The 22,340-nt window shown below is 72.8% G+C and carries 24 protein-coding genes; 15 read left to right on the top strand and 9 right to left on the bottom strand.

Annotation, left to right across the window (positions count from 1 at the left end; translation table 11 throughout):
- From GVN67_RS20385 to GVN67_RS20375, 3 genes are all read left to right on the top strand, one after another.
- Nucleotides 1-1,221, top strand: a 1,221-nt coding sequence (locus tag GVN67_RS20385; RefSeq protein ID WP_200845324.1) for a YjbH domain-containing protein, incomplete at its 5' end; no start/stop codon positions are given.
- A 127-nt stretch (nucleotides 1,222-1,348) separates the two neighbouring features.
- Nucleotides 1,349-1,678 (top strand): thioredoxin TrxA, encoded by a 330-nt coding sequence (gene trxA / locus GVN67_RS20380; protein WP_076960338.1) that lies wholly within the window; start codon nucleotides 1,349-1,351, stop codon nucleotides 1,676-1,678.
- A 95-nt stretch (nucleotides 1,679-1,773) separates the two neighbouring features.
- Complete coding sequence (locus GVN67_RS20375; RefSeq protein ID WP_235035395.1) at nucleotides 1,774-2,841, top strand: PQQ-dependent sugar dehydrogenase; 1,068 nt, start codon at nucleotides 1,774-1,776, stop codon at nucleotides 2,839-2,841.
- Here the strand turns inward: GVN67_RS20375 and GVN67_RS20370 are convergent, their stop codons facing one another.
- The 7 genes from GVN67_RS20370 to GVN67_RS20340 form a co-directional block, all read right to left on the bottom strand.
- On the bottom strand, nucleotides 2,842-3,108 hold the full coding sequence (locus GVN67_RS20370) for a DksA/TraR family C4-type zinc finger protein (RefSeq protein WP_159999167.1): 267 nt from the start codon (nucleotides 3,106-3,108) through the stop codon (nucleotides 2,842-2,844).
- A gap of 65 nt (nucleotides 3,109-3,173) precedes the next feature.
- A complete protein-coding gene (locus tag GVN67_RS20365) occupies nucleotides 3,174-4,559 on the bottom strand; it encodes a pentapeptide repeat-containing protein (protein WP_159999166.1) in 1,386 nt (461 codons plus the stop codon).
- Nucleotides 4,560-4,605: 46 nt separating this feature from the next.
- On the bottom strand, nucleotides 4,606-5,589 hold the full coding sequence (locus GVN67_RS20360; protein ID WP_159999165.1) for a dienelactone hydrolase family protein: 984 nt from the start codon (nucleotides 5,587-5,589) through the stop codon (nucleotides 4,606-4,608).
- A gap of 109 nt (nucleotides 5,590-5,698) precedes the next feature.
- Entirely contained in the window at nucleotides 5,699-6,331 is a 633-nt protein-coding gene (locus GVN67_RS20355; protein ID WP_159999164.1) for a hypothetical protein, read from the bottom strand.
- 39 nt (nucleotides 6,332-6,370) lie between these two features.
- Nucleotides 6,371-7,873, bottom strand: a complete 1,503-nt coding sequence (locus tag GVN67_RS20350) for a tripartite tricarboxylate transporter permease (protein WP_159999163.1) — start codon at nucleotides 7,871-7,873, stop codon at nucleotides 6,371-6,373.
- Between the two features lie 3 nt (nucleotides 7,874-7,876).
- Nucleotides 7,877-8,389, bottom strand: coding sequence for a tripartite tricarboxylate transporter TctB family protein (locus GVN67_RS20345; protein ID WP_159999162.1), 513 nt, complete (start codon nucleotides 8,387-8,389; stop codon nucleotides 7,877-7,879).
- Nucleotides 8,389-9,366 (bottom strand): tripartite tricarboxylate transporter substrate binding protein, encoded by a 978-nt coding sequence (locus GVN67_RS20340; RefSeq protein WP_159999161.1) that lies wholly within the window; start codon nucleotides 9,364-9,366, stop codon nucleotides 8,389-8,391. Before GVN67_RS20340 ends, GVN67_RS20345 begins: the two co-directional genes overlap by 1 nt.
- 205 nt (nucleotides 9,367-9,571) lie before the next feature.
- On the opposite strand from GVN67_RS20340, the gene GVN67_RS20335 reads away from it, so the two are divergent.
- Together GVN67_RS20335 and GVN67_RS20330 are read left to right on the top strand one after the other, a co-directional pair.
- Nucleotides 9,572-11,167 carry a hypothetical protein gene (locus tag GVN67_RS20335; RefSeq protein ID WP_159999160.1) on the top strand — a complete coding sequence of 532 codons (1,596 nt, stop codon included), beginning with the start codon at nucleotides 9,572-9,574 and terminating at the stop codon, nucleotides 11,165-11,167.
- Between the two features lie 26 nt (nucleotides 11,168-11,193).
- Nucleotides 11,194-12,087: a hypothetical protein gene (locus GVN67_RS20330; RefSeq protein WP_159999159.1), complete on the top strand. Its 894-nt coding sequence runs from the start codon at nucleotides 11,194-11,196 to the stop codon at nucleotides 12,085-12,087.
- Nucleotides 12,088-12,092: 5 nt separating this feature from the next.
- Here the strand turns inward: GVN67_RS20330 and GVN67_RS20325 are convergent, their stop codons facing one another.
- A complete protein-coding gene (locus GVN67_RS20325; protein WP_159999158.1) occupies nucleotides 12,093-12,284 on the bottom strand; it encodes a DUF4169 family protein in 192 nt (63 codons plus the stop codon).
- A 60-nt stretch (nucleotides 12,285-12,344) separates the two neighbouring features.
- On the opposite strand from GVN67_RS20325, the gene GVN67_RS20320 reads away from it, so the two are divergent.
- Both GVN67_RS20320 and GVN67_RS20315 read left to right on the top strand, forming a co-directional pair.
- On the top strand, nucleotides 12,345-13,022 hold the full coding sequence (locus GVN67_RS20320) for a dienelactone hydrolase family protein (RefSeq protein ID WP_200845323.1): 678 nt from the start codon (nucleotides 12,345-12,347) through the stop codon (nucleotides 13,020-13,022).
- Nucleotides 13,019-13,174, top strand: a complete 156-nt coding sequence (locus GVN67_RS20315) for a hypothetical protein (RefSeq protein WP_159999156.1) — start codon at nucleotides 13,019-13,021, stop codon at nucleotides 13,172-13,174. Before GVN67_RS20320 ends, GVN67_RS20315 begins: the two co-directional genes overlap by 4 nt.
- A 251-nt stretch (nucleotides 13,175-13,425) precedes the next feature.
- Here the strand turns inward: GVN67_RS20315 and GVN67_RS20310 are convergent, their stop codons facing one another.
- On the bottom strand, nucleotides 13,426-14,655 hold the full coding sequence (locus tag GVN67_RS20310) for an MFS transporter (protein ID WP_159999155.1): 1,230 nt from the start codon (nucleotides 14,653-14,655) through the stop codon (nucleotides 13,426-13,428).
- Nucleotides 14,656-14,755: 100 nt separating this feature from the next.
- On the opposite strand from GVN67_RS20310, the gene GVN67_RS20305 reads away from it, so the two are divergent.
- From GVN67_RS20305 to GVN67_RS20270, 8 genes are all read left to right on the top strand, one after another.
- Complete coding sequence (locus GVN67_RS20305; protein ID WP_159999154.1) at nucleotides 14,756-15,550, top strand: helix-turn-helix domain-containing protein; 795 nt, start codon at nucleotides 14,756-14,758, stop codon at nucleotides 15,548-15,550.
- 55 nt (nucleotides 15,551-15,605) lie between these two features.
- Entirely contained in the window at nucleotides 15,606-16,931 is a 1,326-nt protein-coding gene (locus GVN67_RS20300) for a hypothetical protein (protein ID WP_159999153.1), read from the top strand.
- Between the two features lie 6 nt (nucleotides 16,932-16,937).
- Entirely contained in the window at nucleotides 16,938-17,687 is a 750-nt protein-coding gene (locus GVN67_RS20295) for a 2OG-Fe dioxygenase family protein (protein WP_159999152.1), read from the top strand.
- Between the two features lie 186 nt (nucleotides 17,688-17,873).
- Complete coding sequence (locus tag GVN67_RS20290) at nucleotides 17,874-18,563, top strand: 50S ribosomal protein L25/general stress protein Ctc (protein ID WP_159999151.1); 690 nt, start codon at nucleotides 17,874-17,876, stop codon at nucleotides 18,561-18,563.
- 15 nt (nucleotides 18,564-18,578) lie between these two features.
- A complete protein-coding gene (gene pth / locus GVN67_RS20285; protein WP_159999150.1) occupies nucleotides 18,579-19,151 on the top strand; it encodes an aminoacyl-tRNA hydrolase in 573 nt (190 codons plus the stop codon).
- A 4-nt stretch (nucleotides 19,152-19,155) separates the two neighbouring features.
- Nucleotides 19,156-19,560 (top strand): hypothetical protein, encoded by a 405-nt coding sequence (locus GVN67_RS20280; RefSeq protein WP_159999149.1) that lies wholly within the window; start codon nucleotides 19,156-19,158, stop codon nucleotides 19,558-19,560.
- Nucleotides 19,561-19,673: 113 nt separating this feature from the next.
- Nucleotides 19,674-20,768 (top strand): redox-regulated ATPase YchF, encoded by a 1,095-nt coding sequence (gene ychF, locus GVN67_RS20275; protein WP_159999148.1) that lies wholly within the window; start codon nucleotides 19,674-19,676, stop codon nucleotides 20,766-20,768.
- Between the two features lie 149 nt (nucleotides 20,769-20,917).
- Nucleotides 20,918-22,340 (top strand): HAMP domain-containing sensor histidine kinase (locus GVN67_RS20270; RefSeq protein ID WP_235035394.1); only part of this gene is annotated, 1,423 nt, incomplete at its 3' end.

Raw genomic sequence — 22,340 nt, 5'->3', positions numbered from 1 at the left:
CGCCCCCCCGCCGCGCCGCGCGACGAGGCCACCACGGCGCAGGCCGTCTTCGCGGCGCTGCAGGAGGCCGGCTTCCTGCCGCTGGCCTATGCCGAGGAAGGCGGCACCGCCGAGCTGGCCCTGGCCGGCGGCGACTACCGCGCCCTGTCCCAGGTGGCGTCGCGCGTGCTGCGGGCGGTGCAGCCGGCCCTGCCGCGCGAGATCGAGATGCTGCGGCTGCGCTGGTGGCAGGCCGGCGCCGAGGTCGCGGTCCTGGAAATCCCGCGCGCTGGGCTGGAATCGGTGGCCCGCCACCGCGCCGCCCCGGAAGAGGCCTGGGCCACCGCCCGCCTGCTGCCCGCGACCGGCGCCATCGCCCCCGGCGCTGTCGAGAATGAAGGGCCGTTCTGGAGCTGGCAGGCCGGGCCGCGCATCAACATGGCCCTCGGCGACCCGTCGCGGACCTTGCGCTGGCAGGCCGGCGTCGCGCTGGGCGGGCGGATCGAGCTCGGCGCCGCCTGGGCGCTGGCGGCCTCGATGCAGCAGTCGCTGCTGGGCAACCTGGAGGGCGGGCTGCCCTCCGACAGCCGCCTGCCGCATGTGCGCAGCGACTATGCCCGCTATGCCCGCGACGGCAGCACCGCGCTGTCGACCCTCTATGCCGAGCGGATCTGGAATGCCGGCCCCGACCTGCTGGCCCGCGGGACCGTTGGCTACCTGGAGCCGATGTTTGCCGGGTTTTCCTCGGAGATCCTGTGGCGGCCGGTCGACAAGCCTTTCGCCCTGGGCCTCGACCTGAACTGGGTCACCCAGCGGGAATTCGACCAGCGGCTGGGCCTGCGCGACTATTCGGTCGTCACCGGGCACGCCAGCCTCTATGCCGAGCTGCCCTGGTGGAACCTCTACGGGATCCTTCGCGCCGGGCGGTACCTGGCCGGCGACTGGGGGGTGACGGTCGAGCTCGGCCGCCGCTTCGATTCGGGCATCGAGGTCGGCGGCTTCGCCACCGTCACCGATGTCTCCGCCGCACGTTTCGGCGAGGGCTCCTTCGACAAGGGCATCTATGTCCGCCTGCCCCTCGACCTGTTCGGCCGCGCCAGCCGGGCCCGCGGCACCGCGCTGATCCGCCCCGTCCAGCGCGACGGCGGCCAGATGCTGGCCGTCGACAACCCGCTGTGGGAGGTCAGCCGCGACGGCCGCGCCGATGCCCTGGCCCGCGGCATGGCCGGCTTCGGCCGCTGAAGCCCCAGCCCGCCTGCATCGCCGCCATCCCCGCCGCGACGCTTGACCGCGTGCCCCGGCATCACGACTTTAGGGGGGACGCATGCGCCCCAGCCGCTCCCGGCCGGGCGCGCCAGGAACCTGAAGCATGAGCGAACTCACCAAGGCCGTCAGCGACGAGAGCTTCAAGCAGGACGTGCTGGAAGCCTCTGTCCCCGTGCTGGTCGACTTCTGGGCCGAATGGTGCGGCCCCTGCCGCATGGTGGCGCCGATCCTCGACGAGATCGCCGCCGAATATGCCGGCAAGCTGACCGTCGCCAAGGTCAATATCGACGAGAACCCGATGACCCCGAACGACTTCGCGGTCCGCGGCATCCCGACCATGATCCTGTTCAAGGACGGCAAGCCGGTCGAGACCAAGGTTGGCGCCATGCCGCGCAGCCAGATGAAGGACTGGATCGCCGGGGCCCTGGCCTGATCCTTTTGTCTGTCGCAGGCCGGCGGCTTCGGGCTGCCGGCCTCGCCCTGCTGCTGGGCGCGGCGCTGCCAATGGCGGCCTGCGCCCAGGGGCCCGTGTCCGCGGCCCCGGTGGAAAGCCAGGCCGCCCGCTTCCGCCTGCAGCCCTTCGCGGCCGGGTTGGAGCATCCCTGGGGCGCGGCCTTCCTGCCCGACGGCGCCCTGCTGGTCACTGAGCGCCCGGGCCGCCTGCGCCTGGTCTCGCCCGAGGGCCAGGTCTCGCCGCCGCTGGCCAACCTGCCCGCCGTCGCCGCTGCCGGCCAGGGCGGGCTGCTCGACATCGCCCTCGCCCCCGATTTCGCGACGACGCGGGAGCTGTATTTCTGCGCGGCCGCCCCGGCGCGCGGCGGCAGCCTGACCCGGCTCTACCGCGCGCGCCTGGCCGCCGATGCCCGGGCGCTGGACGCGGTGCAGCCGATCCTCGACGCCGGGCCGGCGCAGTCGGGCAATGGCCATTACGGCTGCCGCATCGCCTTCGACGCCGAGGGTTTTCTGTTCCTCACCACCGGCGACCGCCAGCGCGTCTCCGAGCGCGCCCAGGACCTGGGCGACCTGGCCGGCAAGCTGCTGCGCCTCGACCGCGCGGGCAGGCCGGCGCCCGGCAACCCCTTCCTCGGCCGCGAGGGCGTCCGCCCGGAAATCTACGCCTATGGCCTGCGCAGCCCGCAGGGCCTGGCGGTGAACCCGGCCACCGGCAGCCTGGTCGAGGTCGAGATGGGCCCGCGCGGCGGCGACGAGGTCAACCTGCCCGCCGCCGGCGCCAATCTGGGCTGGCCGGTGGTCGGCCACGGCCGCGCCTATAGCGGGCTGCCGATCCACGAGGCGCCGTCCCGTCCCGGCATGCAGGACCCCGAGCGCGTCTGGGTGCCCTCGATCAGCCCCTCGGGCGCCGGCTTCTACACCGGCGACGCCTTCCCGGCCTGGCGCGGCAACCTGTTCCTGGCGACGCTCAGCAGCGCCGGGCTGCTGCGCCTGACGCTCGACGGCGACCGGGTGGTGTCGGAAGAAAGACTGCTCTGGGGCCAGACCCGGCTGCGCCACGTCCTGCAGGGCCCGGACGGGTTTCTGTACGTTCTGACCGACGAAGCGCGCGGCCGGATCCTGCGGCTGGTCCCGGCCGGGTAGCTATTTCAGCTGGCTGTCCTTGCTGCCGCGGCGGTTGATGCCGAAGGCGGCGGGGCGGGCATCGCGCGCGGACTGGCAGGGGACGCAGGTGCGGGCATTGGGCAGCGCCCGCCGCCGCGCCTCGGGGATCTCTTCCCCGCACTCCTCGCAATGCAGGTTGCCGCCGCCGGAAGCGGCCAGCCGGGCGCGCGCCCGCTGCACGGCATCGGACACCGTGTCGTCGATCTGGTCCTGCACGGCCCCGTCCGGGGCCCAGCCGCTGGCCATTTTTTTGTCCGTTCGTCGTCCCTGTGATCGATGGATCTGGGGAGGCGGGGCGCCGGTGCCAAGCCTCAGCGGCAGGCGGGGTTCTCCAGCTTCCGCGCGCCCAGCGCCGCCGGGTCGAAGCGGGGCGGCCAGCGGGTCAGGCAGTCGTAACTCGCGCCCTCGAACCGGCTGGCCTCGATCCGGGCGGTGGAAAGGTCGGCATCCTCCAGCCGGGCGTCGCGCAGGTCGACCGCGTGCAGCACCGCCCGGTCGAGCAGCGCGCCACGCAGGTCGGCCCGGCGCAGGTCGCTGCGGGTAAGGCGTGCGCCGGCGAGGTCGGTCTCGGTCAGCTCGGCGCCGACGAGGCGCGCCTCGTCGACGGCCAGCCGCCGCAGGCTGGCCTGGTAGAAGGTCGCTCGCCGCAGGTCGGCGCCGTCCAGCCGCGCCCCGTCGAGGCGCGACCCGTTCAGATTGGCGCCGAACGCCAGAAGCCCGGACAGGTCCGTCCCGCGCAGATCGGCCTGCGACAGGTTGAGCCGGTCGATGTCGGCGCCGGCGAAGCGGGCGCGGCGCAGATCGGTCCCGCGAAGATAGAGGTCCGGGAGCTGGGCGCCGCTGAAATCGATGCCGCGCAGGTCGCCCTGCAGCCTCGGCAGCCAGGTGACCCAGTCGCGGAAGTCGCGACGTCCTTCGGACAGGCCGCGTTCGCCGCGGGCGATGCGGGCCTGCACGGCGATGCGCCCGATGGCTGCGTCCCCTGGCAGCAGCGTCTCGGCCCGCGCCAGCGCGGCGTCGAATTCCGGGCTGGCCCGATAGCCGACCCAGTCCCGCAGCAGCGCGCGATGCGGCGCGGGATCGCGGGGATCGCGGGCGATCAACGCCTCGTAGAGCGGGCGGGCGGCGCGATGGCCGTCGCGCTGTTCGACCAGCCGGGCCTGCTCCAGCAGCAGCGGCGGCGAATCCGGCCAGCTGCGCAATGCCGCCTCGATCACCGCCCGGCGGTCGTTCAGCCGCCGCAGCCGCGGCACCACCGACGCCGCATCGCTGCTCGCCTGCATCATGCGGCAGCCGTTGGTGGTGAGCTGCCCGAGCTGTGCGGTGCCGTTCGCGATCTCCTCCTGGCTGGACCACGCGGCGTAGATCAAGCCCTTCCAGCCGATCGGCATCGGGCCATAGCTGCCGCAGCCGCTGGACCCCGACCATTGCCGCAGCGCGACGCTGGGTGGCAGGGGGCCCTTCAGCACCTCGGTCACCGTGATGGTCGTCGTGGTGATGGCCCGGCCCTTCTCCTGCAGCACCTGCTCGGTAGCGACCTCACCCACGAAGATGACCGGCTGCGCGGCGATGGCGACGCGCACGGGCCACTGGAAGCAGCTGCACGCAGCCGCCCCGCCCGAAAACGCCACCAGCGCGATCAGCGCCAGCCCCAGGCGCCGCAGCGCGGCGCCCCCTGAAAGAAAAACCTGACGCACGCCGCCTCCGCGAGGGTCCTATCGAAGCCCCAGCATGGCGGCGCGGCTATTTCCGCACCACCCCCGTCACGAATTCCACCACCGCCGTCGCCGCGGCCGCCCGCGCCTGGGGATGGCCGCCGACCTGCGGGCCCAGCTTCACGCAGGCATCGGTGTAGCTGAACACCGCCCCGGTCGCGGTGTTGATCAGCTGGCCGGGGGCACGCTCCTCGATCGTGCAGTCCCGCACCGTCTGGGATTGCGGCGTCACCACCGCGGCGTCGTTCAACGGCGTGTCGAAGCCGTGATGCGCGCCGGGATAGGTGGTGACCGCGATGTCGACGCCAGCCGCCTTCAGCCGCTCGGCTTGCGCGGCGCAGGACCGCAGCGGGTTGTAGTCGTCGGCCTCGCCATGGATCAGGCGGATGGGGGCGGCGACCGGCTTCAGGTCGTCGATGTAGCGGGTGGCGCAATCGGCATAGAAGGGCACATAGGCGGCGAAGCCGATGCCGCTGCGGTTCCATGTCTGGTGGAAGCGGGCGAGGGACGCATAGAAGGCCGCCTGGCCGCCGCGGGAGAAGCCGATCAGCACGATCTTCTGCGGATCGACCCGCGGATGCTTGGCCAGGATTTCCAGCGAGCGGTAGATGTCGACGATCAGGTTCAGCCGCCCGAGCCGCGCCTGGTCGGACGACGTGCTGACCAGCCCGCGCCCGGTGAATCCGTCGATGGCGAAGGTCGAGATGCCGCGCGCGGTGAACAGCGCCGACCACATCTCGATATTCGGCCCGATGCCGCCTGAGCCATGCATCAGCACCACCACCGGCAGCCGGCCGGTGCCTTGCGCCACGCGCAGCTCGCCGGCGACGGTGACCGGGGTGGCGCCGGCGGCGTCGCCGGTCAGGAACTGGGCGTCGCTCAGCGTCAGGGACGGGATCGGGTGCAGTTCCACCCGGCTGGCGATGGCGGCGGTTTCCTGGGCGCTGGCGGCGGCGGCCAGGCCGGCGGCCAGCAGCAGCGCGGCGGCGAGGGGTCGGAACAGGTGCGGCATGGTGGAAAGCTCCCCGGACGATGCCAGGACTCGTTGCGGCCCCGGTCAGGCCGCGAGCAAAGCGCGTTTCCGGGGGCTTTGCCAGCGGCGCGCGATCAGCCCCTCTTGGTCAGCCACGGGCGATGGCGATGCCGCGCCCGGCGAAGAAGCGGTCGAATTCTTCTGGCGACAGCCGCGCATCCGCCTGCGCCGCCGCATCATGGCCGGAGGGGTTGTGGAACACGATTTCTTCCGGGGTTGCCGCGGTGACCAGGACCAGATGACCGCCGCGGCTGTCGGGGGTCCTCTCGGGCCAGCGGATGTCCTTGTGGACGGAGGCGATGAAAAATTCGCTCTCCATCAGCAGGGCAGGGAGATCGGCCGCGGTCAGCTCCAGCCGGATCTCGCCGGCCAGCCCGAAGCGGTCGGCGATGAAGGGCAGCAGCGGCGCATAGACCAGCCCGCGGATGAAGCCGTCCTGCTGCTCGACATAGCCGCCGGCCTCGGTCGCGCCGCGGGCGAGGTGCATCATGGTCGGCAGCGGGGAAACGCCGCGGGCGGCGAGGACCATGCGCAGGCAGGCCATGCCGCAGAGATGCCCGGCCCAGCGGGCATATTCCTCGATGGTCGCGGCGCCCGAGCCGCGCCAGGCCGGGTCGCGCAGCAGGGCGCGCTCGGCGCCTTCGGCCACGACGGCCAGCGTCATGCCGGGCGTTTCCCATTGGCTGAAATAGGGGACGGAAGGGCGGGGCTGGTCGGGCATGGCTCCGTCAAAAGCCTGCCCGACCGTCCCGTCAAGCGCTCAGGTAGAAACCCGCCGCCGCGACGCCAGCGCCCAGAGCCGCGGGCCCACCAGCCCGAGCAGCGCCAGGAGCAGGATGCAGAGCGACACCGGCCGGGTGACGAAGGTGGTCCAGTCGCCCTGGCTGATGGTCAGGGCCTGGCGCATCGCCTGCTCCGCCATCGGCCCCAGGATCATGCCGATGACCACCGGCGCCGTCGGGAAGTCGAAGCGGCGCATGAACATGGCGATGATGCCGATGCCGTAGAGCAGCATCAGGTCGACCACCGAGTTGCTGATGCCATAGGTGCCGATGGTGGCGAAAACCAGGATGCCGGCATAGAGCTGCGGCGTCGGGATCTTCAGGATGCGGGCCCAGAGCCCGACCAGCGGCAGGTTCAGCACCACCAGCATGATATTGGCGACATAGAGCGAGGCGATCAGCGTCCAGACCAGGTCGGCCTGGGTGGTGAACAGCATCGGCCCTGGCTGGATGCCATAGGACTGGAAGGCCGAGAGCATGATCGCCGCCGTCGCCGAGGTCGGCAGGCCGAGGGTGAGCATCGGCACCAGGATGCCGGCGGCGGCGGCGTTGTTGGCGGCTTCCGGCCCGGCCACGCCCTCGATGGCGCCGGTGGTGCCGAATTCATGCAGGTGCTCTTTCTTCACCAGCTTCCGCTCGGCGTAGTAGCTCAGCATGGTCGGCATCTCGGTGCCGCCGGCCGGCATGACGCCGAAGGGGAAGCCCAGCGCCGCGCCGCGCATCCAGGGCCAGAAGCTGCGCTTCCAGTCCTCCTTGGACATCATCAGCTTGCCGACCTCGCGCAGCTCCTGGCGGCCCTCGACATGGCGCCAGGCGAGGTGCAGCGTCTCGCCCACCGCGAAGAGCGCGACGGCGACGAGGACCACATCGACCCCGTCCAGCAGCTCCGGGATGCCGAAGGTCAGGCGCGGCTGGCCGGTCTGCAGGTCGATGCCGATCAGCCCGATCACCAGGCCGAGGCCGAGCGAGGTCAGCCCGCGCAGCGCCGAGCCGCCGAGCACGGCGGAGACGGTGACGAAGCACAGCACCATCAGGGAAAAATATTCGGCCGGCCCCAGCTTCAGCGCCAGCTCGACGACGATCGGCCCGAGGAAGGAAATGCCCAGCGTGCCGATGGTGCCGGCGATGAAGCTGCCGACCGCGGCGGTGACCAGCGCCGGCCCGGCGCGGCCGTTCTTGGCCATCTTCGCGCCTTCCAGCGCGGTGATAATCGAGCCCGATTCACCCGGCGTGTTCAGCAGGATCGAGGTGGTGGAGCCGCCATACATGGCGCCGTAGAAGACGCCGCAGAACAGGATGAAGGCGCCGGTGGCGCTGACCTGGAAGGTGATCGGCAGCAGCAGCGCGATGGTCAGCGCCGGGCCGATGCCGGGCAGCACGCCGATCGCGGTGCCCAGGAAGCAGCCGAGCAGCGCCCAGCCGAGATTGGTGATGGTCAGCGCGTGGCTGAAGCCGAGCGCCAGGCCGGAAAAGGCGTCCATGGCTCAGAGGATCCCTTCCAGGATCCCGGCGCCGATATTGACGCCGAGCAGCTTGTCGAAGGCCAGATAGGCGCCGAGCGTCACCGCCAGCCCGATGCCCAGGTCGCGCAGCGGCCGGCGGCTGCCGAAGGCGGCGGCGACCAGGACGAACTGCGCGGTGGCGGCGAAGACGAAGCCCAGCGTGTCGATCAGCACCAGGTTGACGACCAGCCCGGCGCCCAGCAGGCCGAGCGCCCGCCAGTTGGTGGCCGGCGCGTCCTGCATCTCCTCGAGCTCATGCGACCAGCCGCCGCGCAGCGCCTTCAGCGTCAGGCCGGCGCCGACCACCACGACCAGCCCGCCGACCAGCGTCGGCATGAATTTCGGCCCGACCTGGGCATAGAGCGGCGTGACCGGGATCGCATAGGCCTGCCACAGGCAGAGCAGGCCGAGCGCCAGCACGAAGAGCCCGACGAACAGGTCGGGCCCGGCAGCCTGCCAGGAAAGCCCCTGGCGACCGCTGGCTTGCGGGGCCATCAGATCAGACCGACCTCGCGCAGCACCTCGGCGGTGGCTGCCTCGTCGCGCTTGAGGAAGTCGACGAAGGCGTCGCCGGGCAGGAAGGCATCCTCCCAGCCCTGGCGCTCCGTCAGCTCCTTCCAGGCGGGCAGGGCATGCAGCTCGGTGACGAAGCGCAGCAGGTCGGCGCGCGTCTCCGGCTTGATGCCGGGCGGGCCGAAGACGCCGCGCCAGTTGCCCAGCACCAGGTCGATGCCGCTTTCCTTCAGCGTAGGCACGTCGGGCAGGCTGCGCGTCTCGCCGGAGGTGGCCAGCGCCCGCATCCGCCCGGCCTTGATCTGCTCGGCGAATTCCGAGACGCCGGAGATGCCGGCGCGGACCTGGGCGCCCAGGATCGCCGCCTGGGCCGGGCCGCCGCCGGCGAAGGCGACGTAGGAGGCGTCCTTGGCCGAGCGCCCCTGGGTCTTCAGCAGCAGGCCCAGCAGGATATGGTCCATGCCGCCGGCGCTGCCGCCGGCGACCGCCGTGCCGCCCGGATTGGTCTTCAGGGCCTCCAGGAAGCCCTTCAGGTCCTTGATGTCGCTGCTGGCGGGCACGACGATGATGCCGGGCTCCGTCGTCATCCGCGCGATCGGGGTGACGTCCTTCAGCCCGACCGGCGACTTGTTGGCCAGCACGGAGCCCACCATGACGGCGCCGCCGATCATGATGCTGCCCTCGCGGCCGCGGCGCTGCTGGATGAAGCGCGGCAGGCCGACGGTGCCGCCGGCGCCGCCGACATTCTCGAACTGGAAGTTGCTGACCAGGCCGGCGGCGCGGCCGACCTGCTCGATGGCGCGGCCGAGGCCGTCCCAGCCGCCGCCCGGGCCGGCGGGGACGAAGATATGCAGGGAGGCGAAGCGCTGCTGCGCGCGGGCGGGGGCGGCCAGCCAGGGCAGGGTCAGGCCGGCAGCGGCCGCGGTGAGGCCAAGAGAAAGGGCACTGCGACGCAACATGGACGTTTCTCCGGTAGCTTTTATTTCTGCAGGGCAGCCTGTGCGATATCCGCGCCACGGCAAAGCGCAAAATGAAGCGGCCCCGGCGGCCCCCGCTTGCACCGCAGCATCCCCCCCCGCATGCTGCGGCCAGGCCCTGGCATGGCTGCCGGCGCGGTGGTGCCGGTGACGGTGCCGGTTGGGGCAGGATCGAGGAATTCTCTGGATGCGGTTTCGCGTGGGGGTGGTGCTGGCCCTGCTCCTGGCACCATGGCAGGCCGCCACCCCGGCCTGGGCGCAGCGCGCCGCCACCCCGCCCGCGGCGCCAGGCGGGGGCACCCAGCAGGCCGCGCCGCGCCCGCCCCAGGACCGCGAGGCGCTGATCGTCAACGAGCTCGGCCTCGGCCTGCGCGAGCTCTACATCGCCCCCGCCGGCAGCGTCGAGCCTGGCCCCGACCGCCTCGGCCAGGACACCCTGCCGACCGGCGCGTCGCTGCGTGTCGGCCTCGGCCGGCAGCGGCTGTGCCTGTTCGATGTCCGCGCCGTGCTCGCCGATGGCAGCGCCGAGGAGAAGCGCGGCGTCGACCTGTGCCGCAGCAACCGCGTCACCTTCGGCGACCCGACCGCGCCGCTGCGCGAGGCGCAGGTGGTCAACGACACCGACCTGACCATCCGTGAATTCTACGCCATGCCGTCGGCGCCCCAGGGACGCGGTGCCGAAGGACGCGGTGCCGAAGGACGGGGTGCCCCCCCCGCCGCGCGCGGCCCGGACCGGCTGGGCGCCGAGATGGTGGGGGCGGAGGCGACCTTCACGCTGCGCCTCGGCCGCGCCCGCGAATGCCTCTACGACATGACCGCCGTCTACGAGGACGACACCCAGGAGGAGAAGCGGCGCGTCGACCTGTGCCGCCGCAACCGCGTGGTCTTCGGCGACAGCACGATCCCCTGGCGCGAGGTGGAGGTGGTCAACAGCACCCAGCGCACGCTGCGCAACCTCTATGCCGCGCCGCTGCCCGCACCCGGCGCGCCGGCGCCGACGCCGCCCGCCACGGCCGAGGAGCGCGAGGAGCGCTGGGGCCCCGACCGGCTCGGCCAGGTCACCGTCGGCGCCGGCGAGACCTTCCGCCTGCGCCTGCGCCGGCAGAGCTGCCAGGCCGATCTGCGCGTCGTCTACAATGACGAGCAGGCCGAGGAGAAGACGGCCGTCGACATCTGCGGCGGCGCCAAGGTGGTGTTCGACGGCGGCGGCATCGAGCGCCAGCCGGAACGCGCCTTCACCCTGGTCAACCGCCACGGCGCGCCGGTGCAGGAGCTCTACGCCTCCAGCGTCGACGACACCGACTGGGGCGACGACCGGCTGCCCGGCGGCCCGCTGGAGCGCGGCGGCCGCTTCGAGGTGTCGCTGCGCGCCGGCTGCGAGATCGACCTGCGCGTCGTCTTCGGCAATGGCGGCGCCGAGGAGCGCCGCGGCGTCAATATCTGCGACAACGGGCTAATCGTGGTCCGCCCCGGCTGGACCCTGGCCGAGCGCCTGGACCAGGGCGCCGGCGCCATCGAGCAGGGCCCGCCGCGCGAGGGCAGCGTGCGCTTCCGCAACAGCGGCCCGGCGCCGCTGGTCGAGCTCTATGTCGATGCCGCCGGCACCCCGCGCGGCGCCGACCGGCTGGGCGCCACCGTGCTCGGCCGCGGCGAGACGCTGGACTTCCAGCCGCCCGAAGGGGTGGGCTGCACCGGCCATCTGCGCGCCGTCTTCCGCAACGGGCTGGAAATCGACCGGCCGGATTTTGCCCTGTGCAGCGGCACCGAGGTCCCCCTCCCATGATCCTTCTTCAGTGGAAGGGCGGCGCGATGGCCACCCTTCGCGTGGCGCTGGTGGCCGGGCTCGGCTGCTGCGTCGTCGCGCCCGTCCTCGCCCAGCCCGCCCCCGTCGCGGCCCAGGCCACCCTGCTGCCGGTGCCGCAGGCGCTGCGCGGCGCCTGGTTCGACGGCGAATGCACGGCACCCCGCGCCATGCTGCAGGTCACCGCCCGCGCCGTGGTGCGGCTGCCGGCCGATGGCCCGGCCCGGCTGATCCGCTTCGGCGAGACCCGGCGGCAGCAGGCCGCGGGCCAGGGCGAATGGCATATCGGCATCGGCCGCGGCGCCGAGGCGCCCCGCATCCTGCTGCGCGGCGAGGCCGCCGCGCTGCAGACCGCCGAGCCCGACGCCAAGCTGCGCGACGACCGCCTGCCCGGCGACACGCCGATCGCCAGCTGGCGCCGCTGCCCCAGCCCGCCACCCTCCTTCGCCGCGCTGCATGGCGAGGGCCTGGCCTTCCTCGGCTCGCTCGAGGTGCTGGAGGCGGCCTGCGGCGGCATGGCGGCCAGCCCCGCCGGCTGCGTCGCCGCCCTGGTGCAGGAAGGCGACGTCTCCGGCGACAAGCTGCTTTCCGTCGCCGAGATCGCGCGGATGGTGCGGGGGATGACCTGGGTGCTGGCGGCGGCCGAGGATGCGGCGCCGGAAGGCGTCATGGCGGCTGGTGGCGGCGGGCTGCTGGCCGGCGTCGCCATCGCCCGCTTCGCCATGGAAAGCCTCGACTATGACGGCGACGGCAAGCTGTCGGTGGCCGAGCTCGGCCAGGACCGCGCCGTCTTCGCCCGCGCGCTGGGCAGCGAGGCCGGCCGGCCGCTGCGGCTGGAAGGCGTGCAGGAAGGCGTGACCCTGCTGCGGACGCTGCTCGACAGCACCATTCTCGGCCAGTAGCCGGGTCAGCCTTTCGGCGGCGCCCCGTCCTGGCGGGCGCCGTCGAGTAGGGCGTTGCGGCGCGCTTCCGCCTCGGCGTCGCGCGCCTTCTCGGCCTTCGTGCGGCCGAATTTCTCGCGGTTGACGGCGGCCTGGCGCCCGGCTTCGGCGCGCGCGGCCGCTTTCCGACGCTGGTTGAGGTTGACGATCTCTGCCATGCGCGGAGGATAATGCCGCAAGCCGCTTCCGGGAATGCCCCGGACCCTCAGGAGACTCTCATGCAGATCGAACTGGCCGCGGCCGATGGCCACCGGCTTTCCGCCTGGCGCCTGGGGCCGGACACGGCCACCCGCGGCCTGGTGGTCGTGCAGGAGATCTTCGGCGTCAACCGGCACATGCGCCGCGTCTGCGAGCGATTCGCCCAGCAGGGCTACGCCGTCATCGCGCCCGCGCTGTTCGACCGCGCCCAGCCGGGGGTTGAGCTGGGCTACACGCCGGAAGACGTGAAGCAGGGGGTGGCGCTGCGCGGCCAGGTCGACCCAGCCGCCACGCTGCTGGACATCGAGGCCGCCGCCGCGGCGCTGCGCGCGGCCCTGCCCGCCGGCGCCAGGCTCGGCATCATCGGCTATTGCTGGGGCGGCACCGTCGCCTGGCATGGCGCCACCCGCTCCGAGGTGTTCGGCGCCGCCATCGGCTACTACGGCGGCGGCATCGCGGCCGCCAGGGACGAGACCCCGCACTGCCCGGTGCAGCTGCATTTCGGCGAGGCCGACCATGGCATCCCGATGGAGGACGTCGCCGCCATCCGCGCCGCCCAGCCGGGCATCGAGGTGCATACCTATCCCGGCGCCCAGCACGGCTTCTCCTGCGAGGAGCGCGGCTCCTACAGCCCGGCCGACGCGGCGCTCGCCGAGCAGCGCGCGCTCGGCTTCCTGGCGAGCCACCTCGGCGGATGATCACCTATATCGTCACCGTGGTGGTGGTGCTGGCGGCGCTCGCGGCGCTGCCGCTCTGGCACAGCCAGGGCTTCGACGCGCCGCCCGTCGCCATGTGGGGCCTGCTGGCCGTGGCGGCGGTGGTCATGATTTTCAGGGGGCGGAAGGATTAGAGGCAGGCGAGGGGAATGAATTCCCCTCGACCCCTTCTTTTTTCTTTCAGACTGCCGTGTCCACGTGGAGACGGGACGTGAAACGGCCCAGCAGCAGCGCGACCTGTGAGGTGGCGCTGTTTTATATAATGGCGTCCCGCGGTGATGCCCTGGTGTCGCTCGTGTCGAGGCGCTGGCTTTTGAACGGCCGGTCATCAGAAAAAAGAAGGGGTCCAGGGGAATTCATTCCCCTGGCCTGCCCTGTCTTCTCGTTACTCCGCCGCCGCAGCGGCAGGCGACGCCCAGAGTTCCGGCTTCAGTTCTTCCTGGCGATCCGGGAAGAACATCGCGCAGACCAGGGTGATGCAGCCGAAGCCGGCCAGCACCAGGATGGTCAGGGCCAGGTTGCCGGTGGCCTCGTGCAGCAGGCCGACCACGGGGGCGGCGGCGGCGGCGCCCAGGAACCCCACGAAGAAGCGGATCGAGTAGAGCTTCACCCGCAGGGCGGGCGCGATGTAGCGGGCGGTCATGGTCTCGTTGACCGTCACCTGGCCGAAGATCGAGGCGGCGAGCAGGGCTGCGATGGGCAGCACCATCCAGCCCTGGGCGAAGGCCAGCGCCAGCATGGCCGGCACCTGCACCATGGCCATCGGCAGGAAGATGCGCTTCAGCGTGGAGCGGTCGATCAGCCGGCCGACGGTGAACTGGGTCAGCCCGCCGCAGATGGTCACCAGGAAGGCCAGCGCGCCGATCACCGGCAGCAGGTCGGGGCTGCTGGCCAGGCGTTCTTCCATCAGCTTCGGCAGCAGCAGGGTGAAGGCGTTGAACACCAGGCCGGAGGCCGCGGCGATGGCCAGCAGCACCACCACCGCGCGCCTGACCACCGCCGGCGGGATGGCGGGGAAGGGGCGGGCCGGGCCGCGGGCATTGGCCATGTCGATGGCGGGCTCGCGCCAGTAGAGCACGCCCAGCGCCATGCAGGCGACGCCGGGCACCAGGAAGGCCCAGCGCCAGCCGAAGGAGATCGCCAGGAAGGCGGTCATCACCGGGGCCAGGGCCACGCCGAAATTGCCGAAGACCCCGTTCAGGCCCACGGCGCGGCCGACCTTGTCGCCGGCGGCCTCCACCAGCATGGCGGTGCCGATCGGGTGGTAGATGGCGGCGAACGCCCCCATGCCGGCCAGCGCCACCGCCAGCGAGAAGGGCGAGGTGGTCAGCCCGGCCAGCGCCATGCAGGCGCCGGTGCCGAAGAAGAAGCCCAGCATCAGGCTGCGGCGGCCCAGCTTCTCGGCCAGCCACCCCATCGGCAGGGCGCCGACGCCATAGACCACGAACATGGCGGTGCCGAGCGCCATGATCGGCCCGTATTCGGCGCCGAAGCGGGCCGGGTCCTGCTGCACCATGCCGAGCACGGCGGTGGCCAGGATCAGCAGGCAGAAATGGGTGATGCTGTGGGCCGCGTTGATGAAGGCGATCTGTCGCGTCGCGGGATGCAGGGCCATGGGGGCGTTTCCGGCAAGGGATCGATGGGCGGGCGGCAGTTTCGCTTGCCGTCTCTTCCCGGGACGTTACCCTGTCCCGGAAACGACATCCGGCCAGATCATGTCGCCAACCGGCCAAACTCCGCCCCATGTCGTGCTGAACCTGCCGCAGGAGGCGGTGGACCGCCCGCTGGCCGGCTTCCGCCGCGACTATGCCGATGGCGAGGGCGCGCCGCGCCACGCGCATCGCCGGGCGCAGCTGATCTATGCCAGCCATGGGGTGATGCGGATCGCGACCGACGCGGCGGCCTTCGTCGTGCCGCCGGGGCGGGCGCTGTGGGTCCCGGCTTACCTCCCGCATGCGGTGGCGATGCAGGGGCGGGTGGCGATGCGCGCGCTGTTCCTGCGCGAGGATGCCGCCCGCGCCGGCCCGGCCGCGGTGACCGTGCTGGTCGTCTCCCCCCTGCTGCGCGAGCTGATCCTGGCCGCCTGCGCCGAGCCGGTGGACTGGGACCCGCATGGCCGCGGCGGCCACCTGGCGGCGCTGATCCTGGACGAGATCGCCCGCGCCGCGCGGCTGCCGCTGGGCGTGCCGCAGCCGCGCGACCCGCGGCTGCTGCGGCTGGTCGCCGCCTTGCAGGCGCGGCCCGACAGCGACCTGACGCTGGAGGGCTGGGCCGGCACGGTGGGCGCCAGCGCCCGCACCCTGACCCGCCGCTTCCGCGCCGAGACGGGGATGAGCTTCGGCGCCTGGCGGCAGCATTGGCGGCTGGCCGAGGCCTCGGCGCTGCTGGCCCAGGGCGCGACCCCGGCGCGGGCGGCGGCGGCGGTCGGCTATGCCAGCGCCTCGGCCTTCGGCGCCGCCTTCCGCGCCGCCTTCGGCAGCACGCCGGGCGGGCAGGGCGCGGCGCGCTGACGGCGGCGCGGCGGCCCTTTCACCGCGGCGGGGCAGGGGCCATTCTGAAGACATCATGCTGCGCCTGCTCCGCCTCCTCCTGCTGCTGACGCTTCCCGCGGCGGTGGCCGCCTTCGAATCCGCGGCGGCGGCCGCCTCGGAACCGGCGCCGGCTGGCCATGCCGGGCCGGTGCAGGCGCTGCTCGCCCTGCCGCAGGGCGCCCTGGTCTCCGGCGGCGCCGATGGCTTTTTGTACGTCTGGGGCGCGGACCTGGCCGGGGGCAAGCCGGTCGGGCGGGCGCCGGCGGCCTCGGTGCTGTCGCTGGTGGCGCTGCCCGAGGGCGGCTTCGCCAGCGGCGGCCAGGATGGCGCGCTCAGCCTGTGGAGCGACCCGCCCGGCGCGCTGCCGGCGGCGCGGCTCGAGGGCCATGCCGGGCCCCTGGTCGCGCTGGCCGCCCAGGGCGGGCTGCTGCTCTCGGCCTCGGCCGACGGCACGGCGCGGCTCTGGCGCCCCGGCCAGCCCGGGCAGCTGCTGGAGGGCCATCGCGGCCCGGTCACCGGCGCCGCCTTCCGCGCCGACGGGCTGCCGGTGACGGTCGGCGCCGATGGCCAGCTGCTCGGCTGGCCGACGGATAGAAAACCGGTGCTGCTGGCCAGCTTCGGCGTGCCGCTCTCGGCCGTGGTCGGGCTGCCCGGCGGGCTGCTGGCCACCGCCGGCGCCGACGGGCTGCTGCGGCTGCTGGCCCCCAATGCCGCCATCCCCGCCACCACCGGCCGCCATGTCGAGGCCGGGCGCGGCCCGCTCGCCGTGCTCGCCGCCAGCGCCGATGGCAGCCTGCTGGCCGCCGCCGGCCCCGGCGGCGGGCTGTCGGTCTGGTCGCTGCCGGAGGGGCGGCTGCGCCACAGCCTGGCCTCGGGCGGCGTCGCGGTCTGGAGCCTGGCCTTCAGCCCGGATGCGGCGCTGCTCTATGCCGGCGGCGCGGATGGCCGGCTGCGCGCCATCGACCTGCAGCGCGGCGTGGCGCTGGGCGCCGCCGTGGCCGCCCCAGGATCGCTCCGCCCGGCGCGGCAGGCGGCGATCGACATGGAGGGCGCCCGGGTGTTCCGCGGCTGCGGCGGTTGCCACAGCCTGTCCACCCCGCCGCCGGGCGTGGCCGAGCTCAAGGCCGGGCCGCATCTTGCAAAAATATTCGGCCGGCCGGTGGCGGCGGTGGCGGGCTATGCCTATTCCGGGGGACTGGGCCGCAGCCAGGGCATCTGGACGCGGCAGGCGCTGGCCGATCTGCTCACCGGCGGCGCCGAGGCCCCGCCGGTCGCGCATGCCGCCCCGCTGCCCGCGGTGGAGGATGCCGACGACCTGGCGGCCCTGCTGCGCTTCCTGGAACAGGCGACGAAGGATTAAGCCCCCATGGGGAATCTGGCGGCGAATGACGTGTCGAGGCATGAGCTGGTCGAGGAGACCGGCGCGGCCATCGCCGCCGCCGGCTTTGCCGCGCTGCCGGCCGCCCAGGCCGCCACCCTGTTCGGCGCGACCCCCGCCGGCGCCGACTGGCAGGATTTCGCCGGCAGCTGGGCGGCGCTGGAGCCGGACCGCCACATGGCCGATGGCGGCCGCTATCGCCTGCGTCGCCATGCCGTCTTCGCGCTGAAGGCGGGCGAGGCCGCCCTGGCCCGCGCGCCTGACCAGCCGCATTACCAGGAACGCGCCTTCAACCAGCTGAATGGCGGGATCGAGCGCTGGTTCGCGCCGGTCACGCCGGCGGTCTCGGCGGGGCCCGCGCTGCAGGCGCTGCTGGCCGGCGCCCGCGCGGTCTTCGACCAGCTGGCCCCCGGCGCCGACTGGCATGTCGAGATGCACCAGTTCCGCATCCAGGCCCGCGCCCTCGAGGCCGGCAAGCCGACGCCCGAGGGCATGCACCGCGACGGCGTCGACTATGTGCTGGTCGCCATGGTCGGGCGGCAGAATGTCGCCGGCGGCGTCACCGGCATCCGCGTCGACGGCCAGCCGGGCGAGCAGAGCTTCACCCTCGAGACGCCGATGGACAGCGTGCTGCTGGACGACCGCCGGGTCTGGCACGGGGTCACCCCGATCGCGCCGCTCGATCCGGCGCTGCCCGGCCATCGCGACGTGCTGGTGCTGACCTTCCGCCGCGCCTGATCGGCGGCCGGTGGGCCTCCCGGGCCCTGCCGGCAAGCTTGCTTCCGGCCGCGCAATGCCCTATGCCGCGCCCCGCGCTGGCACCCCTGGAGGCCGGCGCTATCGCGTTTGGGCAGTCGCCTGGCGCGGATTTTGGCAGGCGCCCCGGCATAGGCCGAGCGGGCGCCACAGCAAGCGGAGCTTAGCATGGTCCAGACCATTCGGATCGAGGCCGAGGCGCGCGAGCGGGCCGGTAAGGGGGCGGCGCGCGCGACCCGGCGTGATGGGCGCGTGCCCGCCGTCATTTACGGCGCGAAGCAGGAGGCTGTCCTCCTCTCGCTCGACCCGCGCGACGTCATGAAGGAAATGCACAAGGGTGGCTGGCAGTCGCACCTCTACGAGGTCGCCATTGCCGAGGGCGTCACCGAGCGCTGCCTGATGCGCGAAGTGCAGTTCCACCCCGTCAAGGACACCCCCGTCCATGTCGACTTCCAGCGCCTCGCCGCGGGTCAGATGATCCGCGTGAAGGTGCCGGTCGTCTTCCTGAACGAGGAGACCGCGCCGGGCGTCAAGGAAGGCGGTGTCGTCAACATCGTCCGCCGCGACCTGGAAGTGCTGTCCGACCCCGACCAGGTGCCCGACCAGTTCGAGATCGACCTGGCCGCCGCCGTCATCGGCGACAGCCTGCGCTGGTCGAACGTCGTCGACCACAAGGGCACCAAGCCGGTGATCGTCGGCCGTGACTTCGTCGTCGCCACCATCGCCCCGCCGACGGTCGAGGAGGAGGTGATCATCGCCGCCCCGGTCGCCGCGCCGGAAGCCAAGGGCAAGAAGGGCAAGGCCGCCGCGCCGGCCAAGGCCGCCCCGGCCGCCGCCGCGCCGGCGAAGAAGAAGTAAGCAGGGACGGTCGCGGTGCTGCTCTGGGTCGGACTCGGCAATCCCGAACCGGGCCAGGCGCGGCACCGCCACAATATCGGCTTCATGGCGCTCGACGCCATCGCGCGCCGCCACGGCTTCACGCCGTGGCGGCAACGTTTCAAGGGGCTGGTCTCGGAAGGCCTGATCGGCGGCCAGAAGCTGCTGCTGCTCAAGCCGCTGACCTACATGAACCTCTCCGGCGAGGCGGTGCAGCCCGCCGCCGCCTTCCACAAGATCCCGCTCGACGGCATCACCGCCTTCCATGACGAGCTCGACCTCGCCCCCGGCAAGATCCGGGTGAAGAAGGGCGGCGGTGCTGCCGGCCATAACGGGCTGCGCGACATGGACCGCCGCCTCGGCGCCCCGGACTACTGGCGCATCCGCCTCGGCATCGGCCATCCGGGGATGAAGGAAAAGGTCACCGGCCATGTGCTGGGGAATTTCGCCAAGGTGGACACCTGGCTGGAACCCATGCTGGATGCGGTGGCGGAGGCCGCGCCCCTGCTCGTCCGTGGCGAGCCGGAAGCCTTCATGACCCGCGTGGCCCTGCTGACCCAGGAGAGCTGAAGACATGGCGATGGAAGACGCGGCGGCCGATCTGGCGGCGGAATTCGGCGGCCCCGGCCCCGAGGACCTGGCGAACGGCGCCGCCGCCCTGGCCGCTGCCCTGCTGGCCCAGGCGCATACCCTGGCTGCCACCGCCGCGGCGCTGGAGGCCAGCGACACCGGCCACAAGGGCGCCATTGAATCGGCCGCCAACCGCGCCGCCCTGGCGCTCGCCATCGCCCAGGCCCTGTCGGAGGCGCCGCGCCAGGCGCGGCCGGGGCTGATCGCGGCGGCGGCCCGGACGCTCGGCGTCTCGGTCTCGGCGGCGGTCACCCAGATCCGCTCGGCGGCCCTCTCCCTGCCGACCGATGACGCCTCGGCGCGGATTGCGGCCGCCCAATTGGCGGCTGAGATCGCGATCGCGCTGTAAGCAAGAAGGCCAGGGGAAGGAATTCCCCTGGACCCCATCTTTTTTCTGTTCATTGAGGCCGTTCAGGGACCTGCGCCCGACGAGGCCGGCACAACCCTGAGAGAGACACCACCATGGGCTTCAACTGCGGGATCGTCGGACTGCCGAATGTCGGCAAGTCCACCCTGTTCAACGCGCTGACCCAGACCGCGGCAGCCCAGGCGGCCAACTACCCCTTCTGCACCATCGAGCCCAATGTCGGCCGCGTCGGCGTGCCCGACCCGCGCCTGCAGGTCATCGCCAAGATCGGCAAGAGCCAGAAGATCATCCCGACCAGCCTGGAATTCGTCGATATCGCCGGGCTGGTGCGCGGCGCCTCGCGCGGCGAAGGCCTGGGCAACCAGTTCCTCGCCAACATCCGCGAGACGGACGCCATCGTCCACGTCCTGCGCTGCTTCGAGGACGGCGACGTCACCCATGTCGAAGGCTCGGTCGACCCGATCCGCGACGCCGAGACCATCGAGACCGAGCTGATGCTGGCCGACATGGACAGCCTCGAGAAGCGGCTGCTCGGCCTGGTCAAGCGCGCCCGCGGCGGCGACAAGGAATCGGCCGCCCAGGTCGCCCTGATCGAGCCGATCCTGGCCGGGCTGCGCGACGGCAAGCCCGCCCGCTTCTCCATCCCCAAGGGGGAGGAGGAGAATGTCCGCCGCCTGCAGCTGCTGACCAGCAAGCCCGTCCTCTACGTCTGCAACGTCGAAGAGGCGAACGCGGCGACCGGCAACGCGCACAGCGAGAAGGTCTTCGCCCACGCCAAGGCCGAGGGCGCCAAGGCGGTCATCGTCTCCGCCGCCATCGAGGCCGAGATCAGCCAGATGGACGAGGCCGACCGCGGCGAGTTCCTCGAAGGGCTGGGCCTGGCCGATTCGGGCCTCGATCGCGTCATCGCCGCCGGCTACGGCCTGCTCGGCCTGGTGACCTACTTCACCGTCGGGCCGAAGGAGGCCCGCGCCTGGACCATCATCAAGGGGATGAAGGGGCCGCAGGCCGCCGGCGTCATCCATGGCGACTTCGAGCGCGGCTTCATCGCCGCCGAGACCATCGCCTATGACGACTACGTCGCCCTCGGCGGCGAGCAGGCGGCCAAGGAAGCCGGCAAGATGCGCGTCGAAGGCAAGGAATACGTGGTCAAGGATGGCGACATCCTGCTGTTCCGCTTCAACGTCTGATCCCCGCCCCGGGATCGGGGAGGCCTCGCCGACAGGCGTGAATCGCGCGACCGAACAAAGGCCTGGGGTTGCATCGCGGCGCTTGGTAGAAGGAAGGCCCGGACCGCAAGGCCCGGGCCTTTCCCTTTCAGGCTGCCCGATCCACGCCCTTGCGCCTCGACACCGCGACCCTCCTCCTGGTCAGCACCCTGCTCAGCCTGCTGCTCGGCGGCATGTGGATCGGGCTTTCCGTCGACCGGCACCGCATCGGCGGCCTGCGCGAATGGGGCCTGTCGCTGCTCGGCTTCTGCCTGGGCACCGTGCTGCTCGGCCTGCGCGGCACCCTGCCGGACGCGCTGTCCATCGACCTGGGCAACCTGGTCATCCTGGCCGCCATCGGCCTGGGCTGGCAGGCCGCCCGCCGCTTCGACGGGCTGCCGGCGCCGCACTGGCCGCTGGTCCTGGCCGGGCTGTGCTGGCTGGGCCTGCGCCGGCTCCCGGGCCTGACCGAGGTCGTCGAGGTCCGCGTCATCATCATGTCGCTGCTGGCCGCGCCGCTGCTGCTCGGCACCGGCTGGAGCTTCTGGCGCGGCCGCGCCGACAGCCTGGTGTTCCGCGCCTTCCTGGGCCTGGCCTTCGCGATGCAGAGCCTGCTGGTGCTGCTGCGCATCCCCGCCGCCCTGCTGCAGGAGAGGTGGACCACGGGGTCCGGCCTGCCGGATGCGATCTACCCCAAGGTCATCCTGCTGCAGTCGATGATGCATGGCATCGCCACCAGCTTCGTCCTGCTGGCCATGTTCCGCGAGCGCGGGGAGCGCCGGGCGCTGGCCGCCGCCGCCGCCGCGCGCGAGGCGGCCGAGCAGGCCAGCGAGGCCAAGTCGCGCTTCCTGGCCCGCATGAGCCACGAGCTGCGCACCCCCCTGAACGGCGTGCTCGGCCTGTCGCAGCTGCTGGCGACGCGGGCCGACCTGCCGCCCGAGGCGGGGCGCCAGGTCGCCGTCATCCACCGCGCCGGCCAGCACCTGCTGGCGCTGGTCAACGACGCCCTCGACCTGGCCCAGGTCGAGGCCGGCCGGCTGACCCTGGAGGCCGCGCCCCTGCCGCTGCGCGCCCTGGTCGAGGGCGCCGTCGCCCTGGTCCAGCCCGAGGCCGCCCGCAAGCGGCTGTCGCTGCGCGTCGAGGTCGCGCCCGATGCCCCCGCCGCGGTGCTGGGCGACGCCCGCCGGCTGCGCCAGGTGCTGCTGAACCTGCTGGGCAATGCGGTGAAGTTCACCCCGGCCGGCGGCGCCGTCTGGCTGCGCCTGGCGCCGCTGCATGGCCAGGGTGTGCGCCTCGAGGTGATCGACACCGGCCCCGGCATCGATCCCGCCCAGCGCGCCCGGCTGTTCCAGGATTTCTCCCGCCTGCCGCAGGATCGCGGCCTGGACGCGGCGGAAGGCAGCGGGCTGGGCCTGGCGATCTCGGCCGGGCTGGTGCAGGCGATGGGCGGCCGCATCGGCGTGGCCACCGGGCCCGAGGGCCATGGCAGCCGCTTCTGGGTCGAGCTGCCGCTGCCCGAGGCCAGCCTGCCGCCGCCCGAGCCCGCCCCCGAGC

Origin of the sequence: Roseomonas sp. 18066 (assembly GCF_902706185.1) — a bacterium.
In the GTDB taxonomy this organism is placed as follows: Bacteria; Pseudomonadota; Alphaproteobacteria; order Acetobacterales; family Acetobacteraceae; genus Pseudoroseomonas.
The sequence above is the reverse complement of the archived record's forward strand: the minus strand, read 5'-3'. Positions and strand labels throughout refer to the sequence as shown.

What these genes read in the sequence shown, in the direction of transcription:
- GVN67_RS20310 (WP_159999155.1), bottom strand. Translation starts at nt 14,655, where the DNA reads ATGGCCCTGCATCCCGCGACGCGACAGATCGCCTTCATCAACGCGGCC.
- GVN67_RS20325 (WP_159999158.1), bottom strand. Translation starts at nt 12,284, where the DNA reads ATGGCAGAGATCGTCAACCTCAACCAGCGTCGGAAAGCGGCCGCGCGC.
- GVN67_RS20280 (WP_159999149.1), top strand. Translation starts at nt 19,156, where the DNA reads ATGGCGATGGAAGACGCGGCGGCCGATCTGGCGGCGGAATTCGGCGGC.
- GVN67_RS20290 (WP_159999151.1), top strand. Translation starts at nt 17,874, where the DNA reads ATGGTCCAGACCATTCGGATCGAGGCCGAGGCGCGCGAGCGGGCCGGT.
- GVN67_RS20345 (WP_159999162.1), bottom strand. Translation starts at nt 8,389, where the DNA reads ATGGCCCCGCAAGCCAGCGGTCGCCAGGGGCTTTCCTGGCAGGCTGCC.
- GVN67_RS20330 (WP_159999159.1), top strand. Translation starts at nt 11,194, where the DNA reads ATGGCCACCCTTCGCGTGGCGCTGGTGGCCGGGCTCGGCTGCTGCGTC.
- GVN67_RS20305 (WP_159999154.1), top strand. Translation starts at nt 14,756, where the DNA reads ATGTCGCCAACCGGCCAAACTCCGCCCCATGTCGTGCTGAACCTGCCG.
- GVN67_RS20370 (WP_159999167.1), bottom strand. Translation starts at nt 3,108, where the DNA reads ATGGCCAGCGGCTGGGCCCCGGACGGGGCCGTGCAGGACCAGATCGAC.
- trxA (WP_076960338.1), top strand. Translation starts at nt 1,349, where the DNA reads ATGAGCGAACTCACCAAGGCCGTCAGCGACGAGAGCTTCAAGCAGGAC.
- ychF (WP_159999148.1), top strand. Translation starts at nt 19,674, where the DNA reads ATGGGCTTCAACTGCGGGATCGTCGGACTGCCGAATGTCGGCAAGTCC.
- GVN67_RS20300 (WP_159999153.1), top strand. Translation starts at nt 15,606, where the DNA reads ATGCTGCGCCTGCTCCGCCTCCTCCTGCTGCTGACGCTTCCCGCGGCG.
- GVN67_RS20320 (WP_200845323.1), top strand. Translation starts at nt 12,345, where the DNA reads ATGCAGATCGAACTGGCCGCGGCCGATGGCCACCGGCTTTCCGCCTGG.
- GVN67_RS20340 (WP_159999161.1), bottom strand. Translation starts at nt 9,366, where the DNA reads ATGTTGCGTCGCAGTGCCCTTTCTCTTGGCCTCACCGCGGCCGCTGCC.
- GVN67_RS20295 (WP_159999152.1), top strand. Translation starts at nt 16,938, where the DNA reads ATGGGGAATCTGGCGGCGAATGACGTGTCGAGGCATGAGCTGGTCGAG.
- GVN67_RS20350 (WP_159999163.1), bottom strand. Translation starts at nt 7,873, where the DNA reads ATGGACGCCTTTTCCGGCCTGGCGCTCGGCTTCAGCCACGCGCTGACC.
- GVN67_RS20315 (WP_159999156.1), top strand. Translation starts at nt 13,019, where the DNA reads ATGATCACCTATATCGTCACCGTGGTGGTGGTGCTGGCGGCGCTCGCG.
- GVN67_RS20360 (WP_159999165.1), bottom strand. Translation starts at nt 5,589, where the DNA reads ATGCCGCACCTGTTCCGACCCCTCGCCGCCGCGCTGCTGCTGGCCGCC.
- GVN67_RS20335 (WP_159999160.1), top strand. Translation starts at nt 9,572, where the DNA reads ATGCGGTTTCGCGTGGGGGTGGTGCTGGCCCTGCTCCTGGCACCATGG.
- GVN67_RS20355 (WP_159999164.1), bottom strand. Translation starts at nt 6,331, where the DNA reads ATGCCCGACCAGCCCCGCCCTTCCGTCCCCTATTTCAGCCAATGGGAA.